17 protein-coding genes are annotated in these 17,493 nt (G+C 69.4%); 3 read left to right on the top strand and 14 right to left on the bottom strand.

What is annotated here, in order from left to right:
- Window positions 1-21 precede the first annotated feature (21 nt).
- From ACF8ML_RS07860 to ACF8ML_RS07840, 5 genes are read right to left on the bottom strand one after another with little or no spacing between them, the layout of a single operon-like run.
- A complete protein-coding gene (locus ACF8ML_RS07860) occupies window positions 22-1,698 on the bottom strand; it encodes an acyl-CoA synthetase (RefSeq protein ID WP_392406878.1) in 1,677 nt (558 codons plus the stop codon).
- On the bottom strand, window positions 1,695-2,861 hold the full coding sequence (locus ACF8ML_RS07855) for an acetyl-CoA acetyltransferase (protein ID WP_034363084.1): 1,167 nt from the start codon (window positions 2,859-2,861) through the stop codon (window positions 1,695-1,697). The genes ACF8ML_RS07860 and ACF8ML_RS07855 overlap by 4 nt, the downstream gene beginning before the upstream one ends.
- Before the next feature lie 28 nt (window positions 2,862-2,889).
- Entirely contained in the window at window positions 2,890-3,735 is an 846-nt protein-coding gene (locus ACF8ML_RS07850; protein ID WP_392406876.1) for an SDR family NAD(P)-dependent oxidoreductase, read from the bottom strand.
- Entirely contained in the window at window positions 3,732-4,160 is a 429-nt protein-coding gene (locus tag ACF8ML_RS07845) for a PPC domain-containing DNA-binding protein (protein ID WP_017406556.1), read from the bottom strand. The genes ACF8ML_RS07850 and ACF8ML_RS07845 overlap by 4 nt, the downstream gene beginning before the upstream one ends.
- Window positions 4,153-4,707, bottom strand: coding sequence for a PCC domain-containing protein (locus ACF8ML_RS07840; protein WP_392406875.1), 555 nt, complete (start codon window positions 4,705-4,707; stop codon window positions 4,153-4,155). Before ACF8ML_RS07840 ends, ACF8ML_RS07845 begins: the two co-directional genes overlap by 8 nt.
- A gap of 143 nt (window positions 4,708-4,850) precedes the next feature.
- On the opposite strand from ACF8ML_RS07840, the gene ACF8ML_RS07835 reads away from it, so the two are divergent.
- Window positions 4,851-5,762: a LysR family transcriptional regulator gene (locus ACF8ML_RS07835; protein WP_047327144.1), complete on the top strand. Its 912-nt coding sequence runs from the start codon at window positions 4,851-4,853 to the stop codon at window positions 5,760-5,762.
- On the opposite strand, the gene otnI is transcribed toward ACF8ML_RS07835, so the two are convergent.
- From otnI to ACF8ML_RS07800, 7 genes are all read right to left on the bottom strand, one after another.
- Entirely contained in the window at window positions 5,722-6,519 is a 798-nt protein-coding gene (otnI, locus tag ACF8ML_RS07830; protein ID WP_338497010.1) for a 2-oxo-tetronate isomerase, read from the bottom strand. The two genes, ACF8ML_RS07835 and otnI, sit on opposite strands and share 41 nt — an antisense overlap.
- Before the next feature lie 35 nt (window positions 6,520-6,554).
- Complete coding sequence (gene otnK / locus ACF8ML_RS07825) at window positions 6,555-7,838, bottom strand: 3-oxo-tetronate kinase (protein ID WP_392406872.1); 1,284 nt, start codon at window positions 7,836-7,838, stop codon at window positions 6,555-6,557.
- Window positions 7,835-8,755, bottom strand: a complete 921-nt coding sequence (gene ltnD, locus ACF8ML_RS07820) for an L-threonate dehydrogenase (protein WP_392406870.1) — start codon at window positions 8,753-8,755, stop codon at window positions 7,835-7,837. The genes otnK and ltnD overlap by 4 nt, the downstream gene beginning before the upstream one ends.
- Entirely contained in the window at window positions 8,752-9,735 is a 984-nt protein-coding gene (gene denD / locus ACF8ML_RS07815; protein WP_392406868.1) for a D-erythronate dehydrogenase, read from the bottom strand. The genes ltnD and denD overlap by 4 nt, the downstream gene beginning before the upstream one ends.
- Window positions 9,736-9,778: 43 nt before the next feature.
- Window positions 9,779-11,110 (bottom strand): MFS transporter, encoded by a 1,332-nt coding sequence (locus ACF8ML_RS07810; RefSeq protein WP_252653318.1) that lies wholly within the window; start codon window positions 11,108-11,110, stop codon window positions 9,779-9,781.
- Window positions 11,111-11,224: 114 nt separating this feature from the next.
- On the bottom strand, window positions 11,225-11,863 hold the full coding sequence (locus ACF8ML_RS07805; protein WP_392406866.1) for an aldolase: 639 nt from the start codon (window positions 11,861-11,863) through the stop codon (window positions 11,225-11,227).
- A gap of 146 nt (window positions 11,864-12,009) precedes the next feature.
- Entirely contained in the window at window positions 12,010-12,777 is a 768-nt protein-coding gene (locus tag ACF8ML_RS07800; RefSeq protein ID WP_016445234.1) for a FadR/GntR family transcriptional regulator, read from the bottom strand.
- Between the two features lie 119 nt (window positions 12,778-12,896).
- Between ACF8ML_RS07800 and cobT the strand changes: the two genes are divergently transcribed.
- Window positions 12,897-14,144 (top strand): nicotinate-nucleotide--dimethylbenzimidazole phosphoribosyltransferase, encoded by a 1,248-nt coding sequence (cobT, locus tag ACF8ML_RS07795; RefSeq protein ID WP_392406864.1) that lies wholly within the window; start codon window positions 12,897-12,899, stop codon window positions 14,142-14,144.
- 26 nt (window positions 14,145-14,170) lie between these two features.
- On the opposite strand, the gene ACF8ML_RS07790 is transcribed toward cobT, so the two are convergent.
- Window positions 14,171-15,634: a PLP-dependent aminotransferase family protein gene (locus tag ACF8ML_RS07790; RefSeq protein WP_392406862.1), complete on the bottom strand. Its 1,464-nt coding sequence runs from the start codon at window positions 15,632-15,634 to the stop codon at window positions 14,171-14,173.
- A gap of 105 nt (window positions 15,635-15,739) precedes the next feature.
- Between ACF8ML_RS07790 and ACF8ML_RS07785 the strand changes: the two genes are divergently transcribed.
- Window positions 15,740-16,486 (top strand): GNAT family N-acetyltransferase, encoded by a 747-nt coding sequence (locus ACF8ML_RS07785; protein ID WP_392406860.1) that lies wholly within the window; start codon window positions 15,740-15,742, stop codon window positions 16,484-16,486.
- On the opposite strand, the gene ACF8ML_RS07780 is transcribed toward ACF8ML_RS07785, so the two are convergent.
- A complete protein-coding gene (locus ACF8ML_RS07780) occupies window positions 16,462-17,367 on the bottom strand; it encodes a LysR family transcriptional regulator (protein WP_197065189.1) in 906 nt (301 codons plus the stop codon). The two genes, ACF8ML_RS07785 and ACF8ML_RS07780, sit on opposite strands and share 25 nt — an antisense overlap.
- Window positions 17,368-17,493: the final 126 nt, after the last annotated feature.

Below are 17,493 nucleotides of genomic sequence, written 5' to 3'. Positions count from 1 at the left end.
AGCGGCGCGCGGGGGGGCGCATCACGGGGTCGGGGCGGCCTGCTCCTTTCCCTGCGTCATGTTCTGCAGCAGGCGTTCGCGGATTTCCTTCTTGACCACCTTGCCGTAGCCCGAGCGGGGCAGGGCGTCCCAGAAGTGGAACTGGCGCGGCCAGCGGTAGCGCGCGCAGCGGCCCTCCAGGTGCGCCAGCAGCGCCTCGGCCGTGAGGTCTCCAGCGGTGGCATCGGCACCCTCCCGCGCGACCACCACGGCCACGCCGACCTCGCCCCAGGTGGCGTCGGGCATGCCGAGCACGGCGACCTCGGCCACGGCGGGATGGGTCAGCAGCGCCTCCTCGATTTCGCGCGGATAGACGTTGGAGCCGCCCGAGATGTACATGTCCGATTCCCGCCCCGTGATGTAGAGCAGGCCCCGCTCGTCCAGCCGCCCGAGATCGCCCGTGTGGAACCAGCCGCCCCGAAAGGCCTGGGCCGTGGCCTCGGGGTTGTCGTGGTAGCCCGCAAAGACGGCGGGGCCGCGGCAGCAGATCTCGCCGATGGCGCCCGTTGGAACGGGCTGCAACCGGTGGTCGAGGATGGCGACCTCCATGCCCGTGCGCGGGCGCCCGCAGGTTCCGATCAATGTGTCGGCGGTGCCGGTGCTGCCGTCGCTGTGCCCGTCGTCCAGTGCGTGCATGGAGGGCGTCAGCACGGTGATGCAGCCCGTCACCTCGCCCAGGCCGAAGTACTGCACCAGCACCGGGCCCAGCTTGTGCAATGCGCGCTGCTGGTCGGCGTGGTACATGGGCGCGCCCGCATAGACCACGTAGCGCAGCGATCCGTGGTCGAAGCGGTCCACCGCGGGGTCTTCCACCAGCAGCTTGACGATGGTGGGCACGGTGAAGAGATTGGTGACCCGGTGCCGCTGCACCAGCTCCCAGACCTCGGCAGGGTCCAGCCGGTCGGCGGTGGGCAGCACTGTGGCCGCACCGCGCGCCACGTTGAGCAGGGCATGTATGCCTGCGCCGTGCGACAGCGGTGCCACGGCAATGGAGCAGTCGCGCTCGTCCGTGCCCGGGATCAGGTCGGCAAGGTGGTTGGTCACCACGAAGGCCATCTGTCCATGGGTGAGCATCGCGGCCTTGGGCCGGCCTGTGGTGCCGGAGGTGTAGAAGAACCACAGCGGCGTATCGGCATGCACATGGGCTGTAGATGCGGGAGCGCCTGCGTTGTCATGCAGCAATTGCTCGTAGTCCTGCTCGCCCCGGCTTTCGCGAGGCCGGCCGATGGTGATCACATGCCGCAGCCGTGGCGAGGCGGCGCGCACGGCGTCCACATGGCCGGCGAAGCCCTCTTCGGCCAGCATGGCGGTGGCGCCGCTGGCGTGGCCCAGCCAAGCCACTTCGGATGGTGTAAGCCGGAAGTTGACCGGCACCCAGACGGCGCCGAGCCGGAAGGCGGCCCAGCAGCTTTCAAACAGGGCAATGCCGTTGCGAGACTGCACCAGCAGGCGGTCACCGGCCTGCATGCCCAGCGCGCGCAGGCCTTGGACCAGCGCATTGACACGCGCATCGATCTGCGCCCAGGTCCAGCGGCGGTCGCCCTGGATCAGGCCGGGCCTGTCGGGAAACAGGGCGGCCGTCTGCGACAGCAGCAGCGACAGGTTGGCTGCCTGGGGCGCGGGGACTGCCGCGATGTCCGCAGGTGCAAGCCTGTTCATGCGGCCTCCAGCACGCTCAGGTAGTTGGCCACGGCCGCACCACCCATGTTGAAGACGGCGCCCAGCCGGGGCGCGGGCAGTTGCATGGCCCCGGCCGAGCCTGACAGCTGCATGGCCGCCATCACATGCTGGGAAACGCCTGTCGCGCCTATGGGATGGCCGCGCGACTTGAGTCCTCCCGACGGGTTGACGGGCAGCCGCCCGTCGCGGCATGTGCTGCCGTCGAGGATGGCGCGCGCGCCTTGGCCATGTGGCGCCAGGCCCATGGCCTCGTATTCCAGCAGTTCGGCCATGGTGAAGCAGTCATGTGTTTCCACGAAGCCCAGGTCGGCCAGCGTGACGCCTGCGTCGGCCAGCCCGCGCTGCCACGCCAGGGCGGCGCCTTCGAAGCGCGTGGGGTCCCGCCGCGACAGGGGCAGGAGGTCGTTGACCTGGGTGCGCGAGCGCCAGCGCACGGGCGCCACGCTGGCATTGCCGCAGGCCTGGCGCGAGATGACCAGGGCGGCCGCGCCGTCGGAGACCAGCGAGCAGTCCGAGCGCTTGAGCGGGCCTGCGACGAAGGGGTTCCTGTCCGAGGCGTGGCGGCAGAAGTCCAGGCCCAGGTCACGCCGCATGTGGGCGAAGGGGTTGTGCACGCCGTTGGCATGGTTCTTGGCCGCGATGGCTGCCAGTGCATCGCTCTGGTCGCCGAAGCGTTCGAAATAGCGGGTGGCGATCTGCCCGAACACGCCTGCGAAGCCCGCCGGTGTGGCAGCTTCCTCCTTCACGTAGGAGCAGCGCAGCAGGATCTCGGCAATTTTCTGCCCAGGCTGGGCGTTCATGATCTCGAAGCCCACCACCAGCGCGCAACATATGCGGCCGGACTGCACGGCGTCGAGCGCAGCCCAGATGGCAGCCGAGCCGGTGGCGCAGGCGTTCTCGCTGCGCGTGGCGGGCACATGGCGCAGTTCAGGCACGGCCAGGGCCACCAGGCTGGCGCTGAAATCCTGGGGCAGAAGGCCGCCATTGAAGTGGCCGACGAAGATGCCGTCGATGTCCCGGGGCTCCAGGCCGGCGGTTTGCAGTGCCGGGTCGATGGCGTCACGCAGCAGTTGCTCGGCATCGGCTGCGGCATGCTTTCCGAAGGGCGTGTGGCCCCAGCCGATGATGCGGGGTGGGTTCATGGCGTGGCTCCTGTGGTGCGGGCGGTGTTCAGGACTGCGCGGACTGCACGGTTGCCGGTGCCTCGGCCAGCCGGCGGCGCAGCGTGGGCAGACCCACGCCTGCGGCATCGAAGCCGCCGTCGACGGCCAGCACCTGGCCATTGATGAAGCTGGCCGTATCGCTGCAAAGAAAGCCCACGGCCTCTGCCATTTCCTGTGGTGTGCCGTAGCGGCCCAGCGGGATGGCGTCGTGGTAGTCGGAGCGTATGGCGACGCTGTGCACGAGCTTGGCCATCTCGGTCTCCACCGGCCCTGGCGCGATCACGTTGACGCGCACGCCCAGATTGCCCAGTTCCACCGCATGCTGGCGCGTCATGTGGATGAGGGCGGCCTTGCTCGTCCCATAGGCCACGCGCAGCGTGCTGGCCCGCAGGCCCGAGATGGAGGCGATGTTGACGATGGCTCCGCCGCTGCCGCCGCGGCCTTCGTTGCGAGCCATCCGGGCACCGAAGGCCTGCGTGCAGAGAAAGGCGCCGTCGAGGTTGGTGGCCATGACCGTGCGCCATTCCTCGAACGATGTCTCCAGCACGGGCTTGAAGACCGCCACGCCGGCGTTGTTGACCAGCGCATCCACGCGGCCCCAGCGCGCCATGACGGCGGTGGCGGCCTCGTCCACCTGCTGCGGGTTCGAGACGTCGCAATGCTGGCACAGCAGCCGGGCCGGGCAGTCCATGTCCTGCGCCGTGCGCTCCAGCGTTTCACTGTCGATGTCCAGCAGCGCTACGCGCCAGCCCCGCTGTAGAAACCATTCGCCGATGGACCGGCCTATGCCGCGCGCCCCTCCGGTGACCACGGCGACGCGTGCGGGGGATGGATGGGAATCTCGTTGGTTCATGGACAGGCTCCTGGATCCGGGGTCAAGGCAGAAGGGGTTTGGGGAAGCCACTCTTCGAGGGTCAGCTCGAAGGTGATGCAGACGGGGTTGGCTCCGGCCACGAAGGGGCCGCCATGCACCTGGCCGGTGGTGTCGGCGACCACGCCGCTCAGGCAGGCACGCAGCGAGCCGTCGTCCTGGCAGCGCACCTCGCCGGCGAGGCTGACCACCTCGATGGCCGGCCCGCGCAGCAACAGGCAACCGCCGTCGGCGCGCGCCAGGCAGGCATCGACCAGGCTGCCCAGGGCGCCGCGCACGAAGGCATTGCGAAAGCCCTGCAGCGCGCAGAGCTTTTCCACGCTCAGCACCAGATCTTCGTTGGGGGCAATGCGTGCGTAGGCGACGCGGCCCATGCGGCCTGACTCGACCATGCGGGCCTCAGCCATGGCAGACCTGCGCGGCGGCCGGACGCATCAGGGACATGCGCGTTTCAGGGTCGTAGGCGATGCGCAGTCCGAACCCGTCCAGCGAGGTCGCCAGGGCGCTGACGGGCGCATTGACGATGCGGCAGCGCTGCGTGAGCACATGGCCGCCGAGCAGGTGGCCCTGTGCGCTGGAGAAGACGGCATGGCAGTGCACAGCCGGATGCCCTGTTTCGGCGCAGCCCAGCGTGGCGTTGCCGAACAGCAGCCTGGCGGACTGCAGTGTCGCGGGCGGGCCGTAGGTGGCCACGACATGGCCGCTGCGATCGGGTGGCGCCACGCAGAAATCCAGGTCTTCGAGATCGCCTTCCAGCAAGGTCAGCGAGGCACTCTCGACGCTGGCCGATGACAGTGCGCCGACGATGGCGTCGAACAGCGTCAGCCCGGGCGCCAGGGCCAGCCGCATGTGGCGCGCAGCGGGCGTTTGCCGGTGATCCAGTCGCACGGCGCTGCAGGGGCCGGGATGTATGAGGGTGCGTGGCCTGGGCAGGCCCGCGAGGCGCTCTGGCATGTTTGTCTCCTGCTGCTGCTTTGTATTCAGCTTGTGTTGTCCTGGGCGCGGGATGGTGCGTACAGGCCTGCAGCGCAGTCTAGGGATCTGGTTCAATGCAAGGAAATTTGCAATTCATATGGATCGATTTGCGGAGGCTATGAATGGACATGCGACATCTGCGGTGCTTCGTGGCCGTGGTCGAGGAGATGCACTTCGGTCGTGCGGCCGAGCGCCTGCACCTGACCCAGCCCCCCGTGAGCCTGGCCATCAAGGAGCTGGAGGAGGAGCTGGGCGTGACGCTGCTGGAGCGCACGTCGCGGCGCATCGTGCTTACGAAAGCCGGGGAGGATGCGTTGCGCGACGCCCGTGCCGTGCTGGCCGCTGCCGACACCATGCGGCGCCGCGCACGCGAGACCTCGCAGGGGCTCATGGGCTCCATGTCCATCGGGTTCATCAGCCTGCCGGCCTACTCCTTCCTGCCGGAAACGCTGAGGCGCTTTGGCGAGGACTATCCGCAGGTCCGGCTATCGCTGCAGGAGGGCACGACCGACCAGATTGCACATGACATCGAGAGCGGGCGGCTGGATATCGGCCTGGTATTTCGCACGCCGGACCTGCCCGCGTCACTGGACTCTGTGCTGGTGCGCAGCGAGCCGCTGGTGGTGGCCTTGCCCGAGTCCCACCCGCTGGCCCGCAACCGGCGCATCGCGCTGGAGAAACTGGCCCAGGAGCGTTTCCTGGGCTTCGAGCGCCACCAGGGGCCGTTGATGTTCGATGCCATCGTCTCCACCTGCATGCGCCACGGCTTCAGCCCCCGGCTGTTCGCGGCGCGGCAGATGCACACCATCGTCAGCCTGGTCTCTGGCGGTTTGGGCGTGGCGCTGGTGCCCGCCTGTGTGCAGGCCCTGCACCGTGAAGGCGTGGTCTACCGGCCCTTGCTGGGGGAAAGGACGGCCGTGGAGACGGTCGCCGTCTGGCGGCGTGCCGATGATTCGCCGCTGGTGCGTGCGCTGCGGGGGTATCTGCCCGGATCTACAGCCACTCCTTCATCCACCCCAGCCCCTCGCTGGTAGCGTGCGCGGCCGCGCCGCGCGCGGGGCGGTATTCGCAGCCTATCCAGCCGTCGTAGCCCAGCTGGTCCAGCAGGCGGAACAGGTAGGGGTAATTGACCTCTCCCACGTCGGGTTCGTGGCGTTCGGGCACGCCTGCGATCTGCAGGTGGCCCACGCGGCCCGTGGGCAGGTACTGGCGGATCTTCATGGCGAGGTCTCCCTCGACGATCTGGCAGTGGTAGAGGTCCATCTGGACCTGGACATTGGGCTCGGCAATGTCGGTCAGCAGGGCGTGGGCCTGGTCCTGGCGGCTCAGGAAGAAGCCGGGCATGTCGCGGCCATTGATGGGCTCCAGCAGGATGGCGATGCCGTGGGGCGCGGCCAGCCGTGCGGCGTGGCGCACGTTGGCGATGTAGGTGGCGCGCAGGGCATCGTCGCTGGCGCCTTCGGGCTTGAGGCCGGCCATCACGTGGATGCGCGGGCAGCCCAGCGCGCGGGCATAGGCAATGGCGCGTTCCATGCCCTGGGCGAATTCCGCCTCGCGCCCGGGGATGCAGGCCAGGCCGCGCTCGCCCGCGTTCCAGTCGCCGGGCGGGGCGTTGAACAGCACCTGCTGCAGGCCGTTGTCCTGCAGGCGGCGGGCCAGTTGCTCGGGCGCGAAGTCGTAGGGAAACAGGTATTCGACAGCCTGGAAGCCGTCGCGCGCGGCGGCCTCGAAGCGGTCAAGAAAATCCAGGTCGTTGTAGAGCATGGACAGGTTGGCGGCGAAGCGGGGCATGAAGGCTTTCCTGAAAACGGATGCTGAGTGTGGCATCAGGCGCGCTGCAACGCGCCGAAGGCCTTGGTGAAGAAGTCCGTGGTGCCGAAGTTGCCGGACTTGAGCGTGAGGTGCAGCCCCTGCGGCGCCAGGGGCGAGGCGGCATGGCACCAGGGCACGCCAGGGTCGATCTGCGGCCCTATGCGCATTTGCTCGATGCCCAGCGCCTGCACGCAGGCGCCCGAGGTTTCGCCACCGGCCACGACGAGCTGGCGCACACCCATCTCGACCAGCCCCCGGGCGATGGCGGCGATGGTCTGTTCGACCAGGGCGCCGGCCTGCTCCACGCCCAGGCGGCCCTGCACGGCCTTGACGGCCGCGGATTCGGCCGTGGAGTAGATCAGCACCGGGCCGCTGGCGATGTGCTGGCAGGCCCAGGCCAGGGCCTTGCCGGCTTCGTCCTCGCCGGCGGCGATGCGCAGCGGCTCCAGCGCCAGGGCAGGGCGCCCCGAGGCGATGAAGTGCGCCACCTGCGCATTGGTGGCCACCGAGCAACTGCCCGAGACGACCGCCTGCAGGCCGGTGGCGGTGGGCAGGGCAGCGGCCTGGGCCGAGGGCTGTATGCCGAAGTTCGCGGGCAGGCCGATGGCCACGCCCGAGCCGGCCGTGACCAGGGGCATGCCGGCCAGCGCCGGGCCCAGGCGCAGCAGGTCGTCGTTGGAGACGGCATCGACCACGGCCATGCCCACGCCCTCGGCCTGGAGTGCGGCGATGCGCGCGCGGATGGCGGCCTCGCCCTGCGCGACGGCCACATGGTCGATCAGCCCCACCTTGCGCCGTGTCTGCGCCTGCAGCACGCGCACCAGGTTGGCATCGGTCATGGGCGTGAGAGGATGGTTGCGCATGCCGCTGTCGCTGAGCAGCACATCGCCCACGAACAGGTGGCCCTTGAAGACGGTGCGCTGGTTGTCGGGGAAGGCCGGCGTGGCGATGGTGAAGCCACAGCCCAGCGCGTCCATCAGCGCATCGGTCACGGGGCCGATATTGCCCTGCGGCGTGCTGTCGAAGGTGGAGCAGTACTTGAAGTAGATCTGCGGCGCGCGGCCATTGGCGCCCTGGGCCTGCAGCCATTGGAGGGCCTGCAGCGATTGCGCAATGGCGTCGGCCGGCGCGATGGTGCGCGACTTGAGCGCGACCACGACGGCGTCCACGCCCTCGTCCACCGGGCCGGCAGGCACGCCAATGCTCTGCACCACGCGCATGCCTGCGCGCACCAGATTGTTCGCCAGATCGGTGGCGCCCGTGAAGTCGTCGGCTATGCAGCCCAGAAGAAGGGTCATGGGGATTCCGATGGAGCCTGGGGCAGGGTGATGCCCGGGAAGATCTTGATGACGGCGCTGTCGTCCTCGCGGCCATGGCCGGCGGTGGATGCCTGCATGAACATCTGGTGGGCCGTGGAGGCCAGGGGCAGCGGGAATTTGCTGTGGCGCGCGGTGTCCAGCACCAGCCCCAGGTCCTTGACGAAGATGTCCACGGCCGACAGCGGGGTGTAGTCGCCGGCCAGCACGTGGGCCATGCGGTTCTCGAACATCCAGCTGTTGCCGGCGCTGTGGGTGATGACCTCGTAGAGCGCGGCGGCATCGACGCCTTCGCGCAGGCCCAGGGCCATGGCCTCGGCCGCTGCGGCAATGTGCACGCCGGCCAGCAGCTGGTTGATGATCTTGACCTTGCTGCCCGCGCCCGCGCTGTCGCCCAGGCGGTAGACCTTGGCGGCCATGGCGTCGAGCACGCCTTCGCAGGCGGCATAGGCCTCGGCGCGGCCTGCCGTCATCATGGTCATCTGCCCGGACGCGGCCTTGGCCGCGCCGCCGGAGATGGGCGCGTCAATGTAGTGCACGCCCTGCGCCTGCAGCCTGGCCTCCAGCGCCACGGACCAGTTGGGGTCCACGGTGGAGCACATGACGAAGACGGAGCCGGGCTGCAGCGCGGGGGCGATGCCGCCTTCGCCGAACAGCACGGCCTCGGTCTGCTGGGCGTTGACGACCACGCTGACGATGATGCTGCAAGCGGCGGCCATGTCGGCCAGCGTGGCGCAGGCCGTGCCACCTTCGGCAGCGAAGGCGGCTGCGGCCTCGGGGCGGATGTCGTGGACATGCACGTGGTGGCCGGCGCGGCGCAGGCTTTGCGCCATGCCGGCGCCCATGGCGCCCAGGCCGATCACGCCGACGGCGCGGGGTGTGGCGGTGGTGTGGTTCATGGCTGGCGTCGGGGTGTCAGGTCATCGGCGATGTAGGCGCGCACGATGGCCGCAAAGTTCTCGTCGCCGCGCAGGCCCAGCCGGTCGGCGCGCGTGGTATCCCAGCGGCCGGGCCAGCTGCCGACGATGCGCTCGACCTTGTCGTCGGGCTGCCAGCTCACGCGGTTGGCCACTTCGTCGCCAGCCACTTCGCGCAGCGCACGCACCATGTCGCCCGCGCTGACGGACACGCCGGGCAGGTTGATGGGGCGGCGGTCGGCGACGGCGCTGGCATCGAGTTCGCAGCCTGCGACCAGGGCCTCGACGGCGCGGCGCGGGGACAGCAGCCACAGCCGCGTGGTGGCGCCCACGGGGCAGTTGGCTGCTTCGCCGTTGAGGGGCTCGCGGATGATGCCGCTGGCAAACGACGAGGCGGCCGCATTGGGCCGGCCCGGGCGCACGCTGATCGTGGGCAGGCGCAGCACGCGGCCGTCGACAAAGCCGCGCCGCGTGTAGTCGGCCAGCAGCAGCTCGGCAATGGCTTTTTGCGTGCCGTAGGAGGACTGCGGGTTCAGGGCCGTGCCGTCCAGCACGGTGTCGGGCAGGTCGCCCCCGTAGACGGCCACCGAGCTGGTGAAGACCACGCGCGGCATGTGGCCCACGGCGCGGCAGGTCTCTAGCAGGGCGCGCGAGGCATCGAGGTTGATGCGCATGCCTAGGTCGAAGTCGGCCTCGGCCTGGCCGCTGACCACGGCGGCCAGATGGAAGATCACGGCCGTGTCCTGGCCTATGGCGCCGCGCAGCACCTGCGGGTCGGCAATGTCGCCCACCAGGGAGCGCACGCGCGTGTCGTCAATGGCCTGGGTGGCCACCACGTCGAGCAGGTCGATCTGGTGGATGGGCCAGCGGGTGCCGGCCAGCGTCAGCGCACCCTGTTCGAGCAGCTTGCGGGCCAGGCGCTGGCCCAGGAATCCGGCGCCGCCGGTGATCAGTACTTTCATGTGTCTTGGGGCTTGGAGCTTGAAGGATGGGAAGAAGAGCCGGTCAGCGGTTGACCATCTTTGCGGGGGTGAGCCAGACCGCGATGGCGCCCACCACGAGCACTCCCGCCAGCACGAACATGCCGGCCTGCGTGGACTGGGTCAGGTCCTTGAGGTAGCCGATCATGTAAGGGCTGGCGAAGCCCGCGAGGTTGCCGACCGAGTTGACGATGGCAATGCCCGCCGCCGCCGCCGTGCCCGACAGGAAGGCCGTGGGCAGCGACCAGAACAGCGGCGCGCAGGTCAGCACGCCGGCTGCGGCCAGCGACAGGAAGATCAGGGAAAGAACGGTGTTGTCGGCGAAGAAGGCCGTCATCGCAAAGCCCACGGCGCCCATCAGCGCGGGCACGATCAGGTGCCAGCGGCGCTCGCGGCGCCTGTCGGCGCTGTGGCCCATCAGGTTCATCACCACGATGGCGCACAGGAAGGGGATGGCACTGAGCAGGCCGATGTTCAGCGCGCCCGTGACGCCCGTGGACTTGATCAGCGTGGGCATCCAGAAGGTCAGCCCGTACTGGCCGGCGACGAAGGCGAAGTAGATCAGGCACATCCACCAGACGCGGCGGTCGGCGAAAACGGCCTTGAGCGAATGCTTCTGGGCACCTGAGTGCCGCTGGTCCAGATCGATCTCGCGCGCCAGCAGCTGCTTTTCGGAGGCCGTCAGCCACTTGGCGCTGGAGATGCCGTTGTCCAGATAGAAGATGGTCACCACGCCGATCACCAGGGCGGGAATCGCCTCGATCAGGAACATCCACTGCCAGCCGTGCAGGCCATGGTCGCCGTGGAAGGCCTGCATGATCCAGCCCGACAGCGGGTTGCCGAAGATGCCGGCCACGGGGATGGCCGACATGAACAGCGCCACGATCTTGGCGCGCCGGTGGGCCGGGTACCAGTAGGTCAGGTACAGGATCACGCCGGGGTAGAAGCCCGCCTCGGCCAGGCCCAGCAGAAAGCGCAGGATGTAGAAGCCCGTGGGCGTTTCCACATACATGAACATGGCCGACAGAATGCCCCAGGTGATCATGATGCGGGCGATCCAGACGCGCGCGCCCAGGCGGTGCATGAGCAGGTTGCTGGGCACCTCGAAGAGGAAGTAGCCGATGAAGAACACGCCTGCGCCCAGGCCGAACACGGTCTCGCTGAAGCCCAGATCCTGGGACATCTGCAGCTTGGCAAAGCCCACGTTCACGCGATCAAGGTAGGCGATCACATAGCACAGCATGAGGAACGGCACGAGGCGCCAGAACACCTTGGCGTAGGCGCGCGCCGTCTCTGCAGAGTCGGCCTGGGCAGGGTGGGCCCCGGCCTGGCCGGATGCGATATCCGTTGTCGTCATTTCAAGTCTCCCTTGGGTTCGCCGCTTGATTCGCCGCTTGGTGCGCCGCCTGGCGGCTGCGCGGCTGTGGATGGGCTGGGTGGTGGAATGCGGCCGTGGGCGCCGCTGTGCAAATCAGTAGCGCGCCCCGAAGGTGGTGCGCAGCTCGTCGATGGCGGCCGCGTCCAGGGGCTGCGGCCGGGGATGGGTCATGAGCCAGAGCCTTGCGGTTTCCTCCAGCTCTTCCAGCACATGGCTGGCCTGCTCCACCGAGCGTTCCCAGACCACGGGGCCCAGGCGCTCGAACAAGGCGCCGCGCACCTGGCCGGCCAGCGCGGCCACCTCGGTGGCGGCCTGCGGATCGCCGGGCCGGCGGTAGCGGATCAGCGGGATGCGGCCCACCTTCATGACCTGGTAGGGGGTGATGGGCGGCAGCACCTCGTCCTCGCGCCAGACGCCGGACAGCGTCAGCGCCACGAGATGGGTGGAATGCGTGTGGATGACGGCACCGGCCTCGCCGTCATTGCCGTAGATGCCCCGATGCAGGACCAGGGTCTTGGAAGGCTTGGCGCCGCTGACCCAATGCCCGCCGGCATCGACCTTGGACAGCTCTGCCGGGTCGAGCCGGCCCAGGCAGGCGTCGGTGGGGGTGATCAGCCAGCCGTCATGCAGGCGCGCGCTGATGTTGCCGGCAGCGCCAACGGTGTAGCCGCGCTGGTAGAGGCTGGCGCCGGTGGCGCAGATCTGCTCGCGGATGCGGGATTCGTCGCTCATGGGTGAACGCCCAGGCAAAGGCCGGGTGTGCCTGCTGCAAAAAGAGATGTGACTGATATTGTCATCAGGTCATCATACAAATTTTGCGCAAAAACCCAAACAAGGTGAAAACCCTTGGCCATGCGCCAAGGGGTGGTTTCGGAGGTTCAGGGCTTGGCGGCCAGGATGTCGCGGGCCAGGCGTTCGCCGTCCTGCTCCCAGAAGCTGGCGTCGGCGCGGTGGATGCGGTCTATGGCGTTGCCCATGTGCGTGGCGGCGGCCTTGCGCGCGGCCTTGGGGTCGCCGGCCTCGATGGCCAGCACGATGCTGTGGTGCTCGCGTTCCACGGCCTTGCCGAAGTCCTCGCGCCGCGCCTCGTTGGCGCGCGTGATGCGCATGGCACCGCGCAGGAACTGCGACAGGTAGTCCAGCGTGCTGATGAGGAACGGGTTGCCCGAGGCCTGGGCAATGGCGCGGTGAAACGCCATGTCTTCCTCCACGCCATCACGGCCCAGCCGCACGGCCTCGGCCAGGGCGCTCTCCGCATCGTGGATGCGCTGCATATCCTCTTCGCTGCGCCGCCGCGCCGCGAGTTCGGCCACCTCGGTCTCCAGTGCGCGGCGCACCTCGGTGATCTGGATCAGCGCATTCCTGCCAGCCGCCGGCAGGCCTTCGAAGTCCAGTGGCTCTATGCCTGCCGCCTTCACGAACACGCCGCTGCCCTGGCGCGATTCCACTAGGTTGCGCGACTTGAGCTGGGACACCGCCTCGCGCACGACGGTGCGGCTGACCTCGAGCTGCTGCACGAGCTCGGCCTCGGTCGGCAGCTTCTGCCCCGGCTGCAGGTTGCCGGCGCGGATGCGCGCCTCAAGCTGCCGGGCAACCTGGTCCGCAAGCTTGAGACCGGGCTGAATGGCCGAGAAGGAAACCGTCATGGAGGGAGTGGGGGGCTGGGGAGACACGTGTGGCAGCGATTGTCTCAGAACGGTGCGGCCTGTACGGCCTGCTGCGGCAATCGACGCCCAGACCGTCCATGGCGGCAGGAAAGAGACCGATGGTTCTGCCGGAGTTGCGCGGCGCGCCATACTTGCGCCTTTGCAATCCGCCCGCCACGCCCGCCCCGGGCCAAGGCCGCTTCGCCATGTCAACGCCCACCCCGCATTCCGCTGCACCCACAGAACACTCGCACGATGGCGCCATTTCCGCTATTGCCGCCACTACCGCTATAGCCGCTATTCCCGCCATCGCCTCCCTGGCCGATGCCGCCTTCACCCAGCGCGTGCAGCACGCCATAGACCACAAGACCAAGCCGCTGGGCGCACTGGGGCGGCTGGAGCAGCTGGCGCTGCGCATTGCCTGCATCCTGGGCCAGGACAGGCCGGTGCTGCAGCAGCCGCAGATGCTGGTGTTTGCGGCCGACCACGGGCTGGCGGCGCGTGGCGTGTCGGCCTATCCGGTGGCTGTGACCTGGCAGATGGTCGAGAACTTCATGGCCGGCGGCGCCGCCGTCAGCGTGCTGGCGCGCCAGCATGGGCTGGCGCTGAACGTGGTGGACTGCGGCGTGGCACGCGACTTTCCCGCGCGCGAGCAGGACCCCGACGACAAGCTTCCCCAGCCCGGCCAGCCGCGCCTGTGGCGCCGCAAGCTGGGCTACGGCACGCGCGACTGCAGCCAGGGCCCGGCCATGACGGCCACCGAATGCGCCATGGCCCTGCGCAACGGCGCGGCCCTGGTGCGCCAGTTGCCGGGCAATGCGCTGCTGCTGGGCGAGATGGGCATTGGCAATACCTCCAGCGCATCCTTGCTGCTGGCGCGGCTGTGCGGCGAGCCCTTGGCCGAGGTCACGGGTGCGGGCACCGGCCTGGATGCCGCCGGGCTGGCGCGCAAGATCGGGGTGCTGCAGGAGGTGCTGCAGCTGCACGCGCAGGCCACGGAACCGCTGGACGCGCTGGCGGCCATGGGCGGCTTCGAGGTCGCCACCATGGTGGGCGCCGTGCTGCAGGCCGCCGCCGAGCGGCGCGTCATCGTGGTCGATGGCTTCATCACCACGGCCGCCGTGCTGGTGGCCAGCCGCCTGCAGCCGGCCGTGCTGGAGCGCTGCGTTTTCTCGCACCGCTCGGGCGAGCCCGGCCATGTGCGCATGCTGGCCCACCTGGGTGCCGAGCCGCTGCTGGACTGGCAACTGCGCCTGGGCGAAGGCTCGGGCGCGGCCCTGGCCTGGCCGCTGCTGGTGTCGGCCTGCGCCATGCTGGGCGAGATGGCCAGCTTTGCGCAGGCCGGGGTGAGCACGCGCTCGGAATAGGCATAGCCGCTGGGGCTGCGCTGCGGCTAGCGCTGCAATGCAGCCGCTGCCAGCTTGCCCAGCCGCCTGACCAGCGCGCCAAAGCGCGCGGCATCGGTGTTGCCATAGCCGATCACCAGGCCGTTGTCCTGGGGCAGCGGTGCCAGGGCGAAGGACGAGAGGGCGCCCGGGTTCATGCCGGCGCGGCGCGCCTGCTCCACGATGGCACGGTCGGACAGGTCCGGCGGCAGCCGCACCGTCAGGTGCAGGCCGCCGTGGCCGCCCAGCACCTCATGCTCCACGCCCAGTTGCGTGGCCAGCGCCTCGCGCAGGGCCGCCTGGCGCTCGCGGTACAGGCGCCGCATGCGGCCCAGGTGGCGCGAGAACTGGCCGCTTTCCATGAAGTCCGCCATGGCCAGCTGCTCCAGGCGGTGGCCGCCGCGCAGCATCTCCTGCACGGCGGATGCCGCGCTGGTGGCCAGGGTCTGCGGAAGCACCACAAAGCCCAGGCGCAGTGCCGGGAACATGGTCTTGCTGAAGGTGCCCACGTAGAGCACGGGCGCGTCCGGCACCTGGCCCTGCATGGCGGCGATGGGCGTGCCCTGGTGGCGGAATTCGCTGTCGTAGTCGTCCTCGATGATCCAGGCCCCCGCGCGGCGCGCGCGCTCCAGCAAGTCCAGCCGGCGCGCCACCGACAGCACGGCGCCCGTGGGATATTGGTGCGACGGCGTGATCTGGATCAGCCGTGGAGGATGGCTGTCCCACAGGCCGGGGGCGATGGCTGCGCCATCGGCATCCACGCGCAGTGTGCTGACGCACAGGTCTCCCCCCGCAAAGGCCGACTTGGCGCCCCGGTAGCCGGGCTCCTCCAGCCAGGCATGGTCTCCCGGGTTGGTGAGCAGTTGCACGCACAGGTCCAGCGCACCCTGGGCGCCTTCGGTGACGATGATGCGCGAGGCATCGCAGCGCACGCCGCGCGAGATGCGCAGGTGCTGCGCAATGGCCTGGCGCAGTGCGGGCTCGCCCGCAGGGTCGCCATAGTCCAGCGTGGCGCTGGCGGGAAGGCGCAATGCGCGGTCCTGCGATCGGCGCCAGGCGGGCAGGGGGAACCTGTCCAGGGCGGGCGTGCCCGGCGTCAGGGGCAGGCTGCGGTCAATGGCATGACGCGTGGGCACGATGCGGTCCAGGCGCCGTGCCGTGCGGGGTACGCAGGGGGGCGCGGCGGCGGCCTCGGCGGCTGCCGCGGAATGGGTGGACACAGCCGCCACGCGCGTGCCCTGCCGGTCGGCGACCACATAGCCTTCGGCCGCCAGTTGCTCGTAGGCGATGAGCACGGTGTTGCGCGAGACTCCCAGATCCTCCGACAGGGCGCGCGAGGCCGGCAGGCGGTCGCCGGCCGGCAGCCGGCCCGCCAGGATGGCCTGCTTCAGGCGCTGGATCAGCTGGCGCTGGCGGGGAGCCGCTCCAGGGCCGGATTGCAAGGGACTGGTCAGCAGGTCGGAAGCGTGCATGCAATGGACGGCGTGGCACCATGAAATAAGGGGGATATGGCGCTTTCAATGATGCCACGCGGGCGCTATCGTGGCCCTGCCAAATGACCTGACCAGGAATCTCCCATGCCCCCCGCACTCAATGCCCACTCCCAACCCGTAGGCCACGACCTGCCCGGATGGACCCCGCGCCAGCGCCCGCCCCGCACGCCCATGCAAGGCCGCTACTGCCGGCTGGAGCCGCTGTCCGCCGCGCGCCATGCAGCCGATCTGTTCGATGCCTTCAGCCAGGCGCCGGACGCCAGCGACTGGACATACATGTCGGTGGGCCCCTTCGCCGACGCCCAGGCCTATCTGCGCTTTGCCGAGGCCGCCCAGGCCAGCGAAGACCCGCTGCACCACGCCGTCATCGACCTGGCCACGGGCCGTGCCATCGGCTCGCTGGCGCTGATGCGCGTGGACACGGCCAGCGGCGTGATGGAAGTGGGCTTCGTGTGCTACTCGCGCCAGCTCAAGCGCACGCGTGCGGCCACCGAGGCGCAGTTCCTGCTGATGCAGCGCGCCTTCGACGAGCTGGGCTACCGCCGCTACGAGTGGAAGTGCGACAGCCTGAATGCGCCGTCGCGTGCCGCAGCGGCGCGCCTGGGCTTCCGGTTCGAGGGGGTGTTCCGCCAGGCCGTGGTCTACAAGGGCCGCAGCCGCGACACGGCCTGGTTCTCCATCATCGACAGCGAATGGCCGGCGCTGCGCGCGGCCTACCAGCGCTGGCTGGAGCCGGGCAACTTCGATGCAGGCGGCGGACAGGTTCTTTCGCTGTCCAGCCTGATGGAGCCGGGAGCGCAGCCGGCTCAGGAGCCTGCCGGCGTGGCGTAGTAGGCCTGCAGCACCTCGATCAGGGCCTGCGCATGGCGCGGCAGCCGGCCCTGATCGCGCACGAGGATGCGGCGCTCGCGCACGCTCCAGGCGTCGGTCAGATCGATCAGCGCCAGCCCCATGCTTTCGCGGTTGCGCCGCGCGGCGCTCTCGGGAACGATGCCTATGCCCACGCCGGCGCCGATCATGCGGCACATGGCGTCGAAGCTGGACAGCTGTATGCGCAGCTTCATGGGCTTGCCCAGGCGCTCGGTCACACCTGCCAGAAATGTCTGCAGCGTGCTGCCCTGCTGCATGCCGATGGCGTCCTCGTCCAGCGTCTCGGCAAACGCAATGCGCTTGCGCCGCGCAAAGCGGTGGCCGCGCGGCGTGGCCAGCACCAGCCGGTCGGTGCTGAAGTGGATGGTCTGCAGGCCCAGCGTGTCCACCTGGCCGGCCACGATGCCCAGGTCGGCCCGGCCATCGAGCACGCCGCGCGCGATCTCGGCGTTGGGCCGCTCCTGCAGGTCCACATTCACGCGCGGGTGGTCGGCAAGAAAGGCGGGCAGGATCTCGGGCAGGAAATCGGTCACGGCCGTGGTGTTGGCAAACACCCGCACATGGCCGCGCAGGCCGGCGCCGTACTCCTGCAGGTCGTGGCGCAGCTGCTCGGACTGCAGCAGCATGCCGCGCGCGTGGTGCAGGAAGGCTTCGCCGGCCGGCGTGGGCCGCACGCCTCGCGCCTCGCGGTACAGCAGGGGCATGCCCGCCTGCTCCTCCAGCGCCTTGATACGCAGGCTGGCTGCGGCCAGGGACAGGTGCTGCCTTTGCGAGGCGCGCGTGAGGCTGCCCAGTTCGGCGGCATGCACGAACAGGCGCAGATCCGTCAGGTCGAAATGCATGAGGGGCATGAAGGGCGAAGAGGGCATGGGCTGGGTCAAGGCTTTGTCAATTCCGAAGGCCGGGTCAGGAAATGCGCGATTGTGCGCTGGCCCGGCACGGGCAACCATGCGGGCTTGCGACAAGAA

It is taken from the genome of Delftia sp. WSY_10 (genome assembly GCF_043104705.1).
In the GTDB taxonomy this organism is placed as follows: Bacteria; Pseudomonadota; Gammaproteobacteria; order Burkholderiales; family Burkholderiaceae_C; genus Comamonas; species Comamonas tsuruhatensis.
Note: the sequence above shows the minus strand (reverse complement) of the source record. Positions and strands in the feature narration are given on the sequence as shown.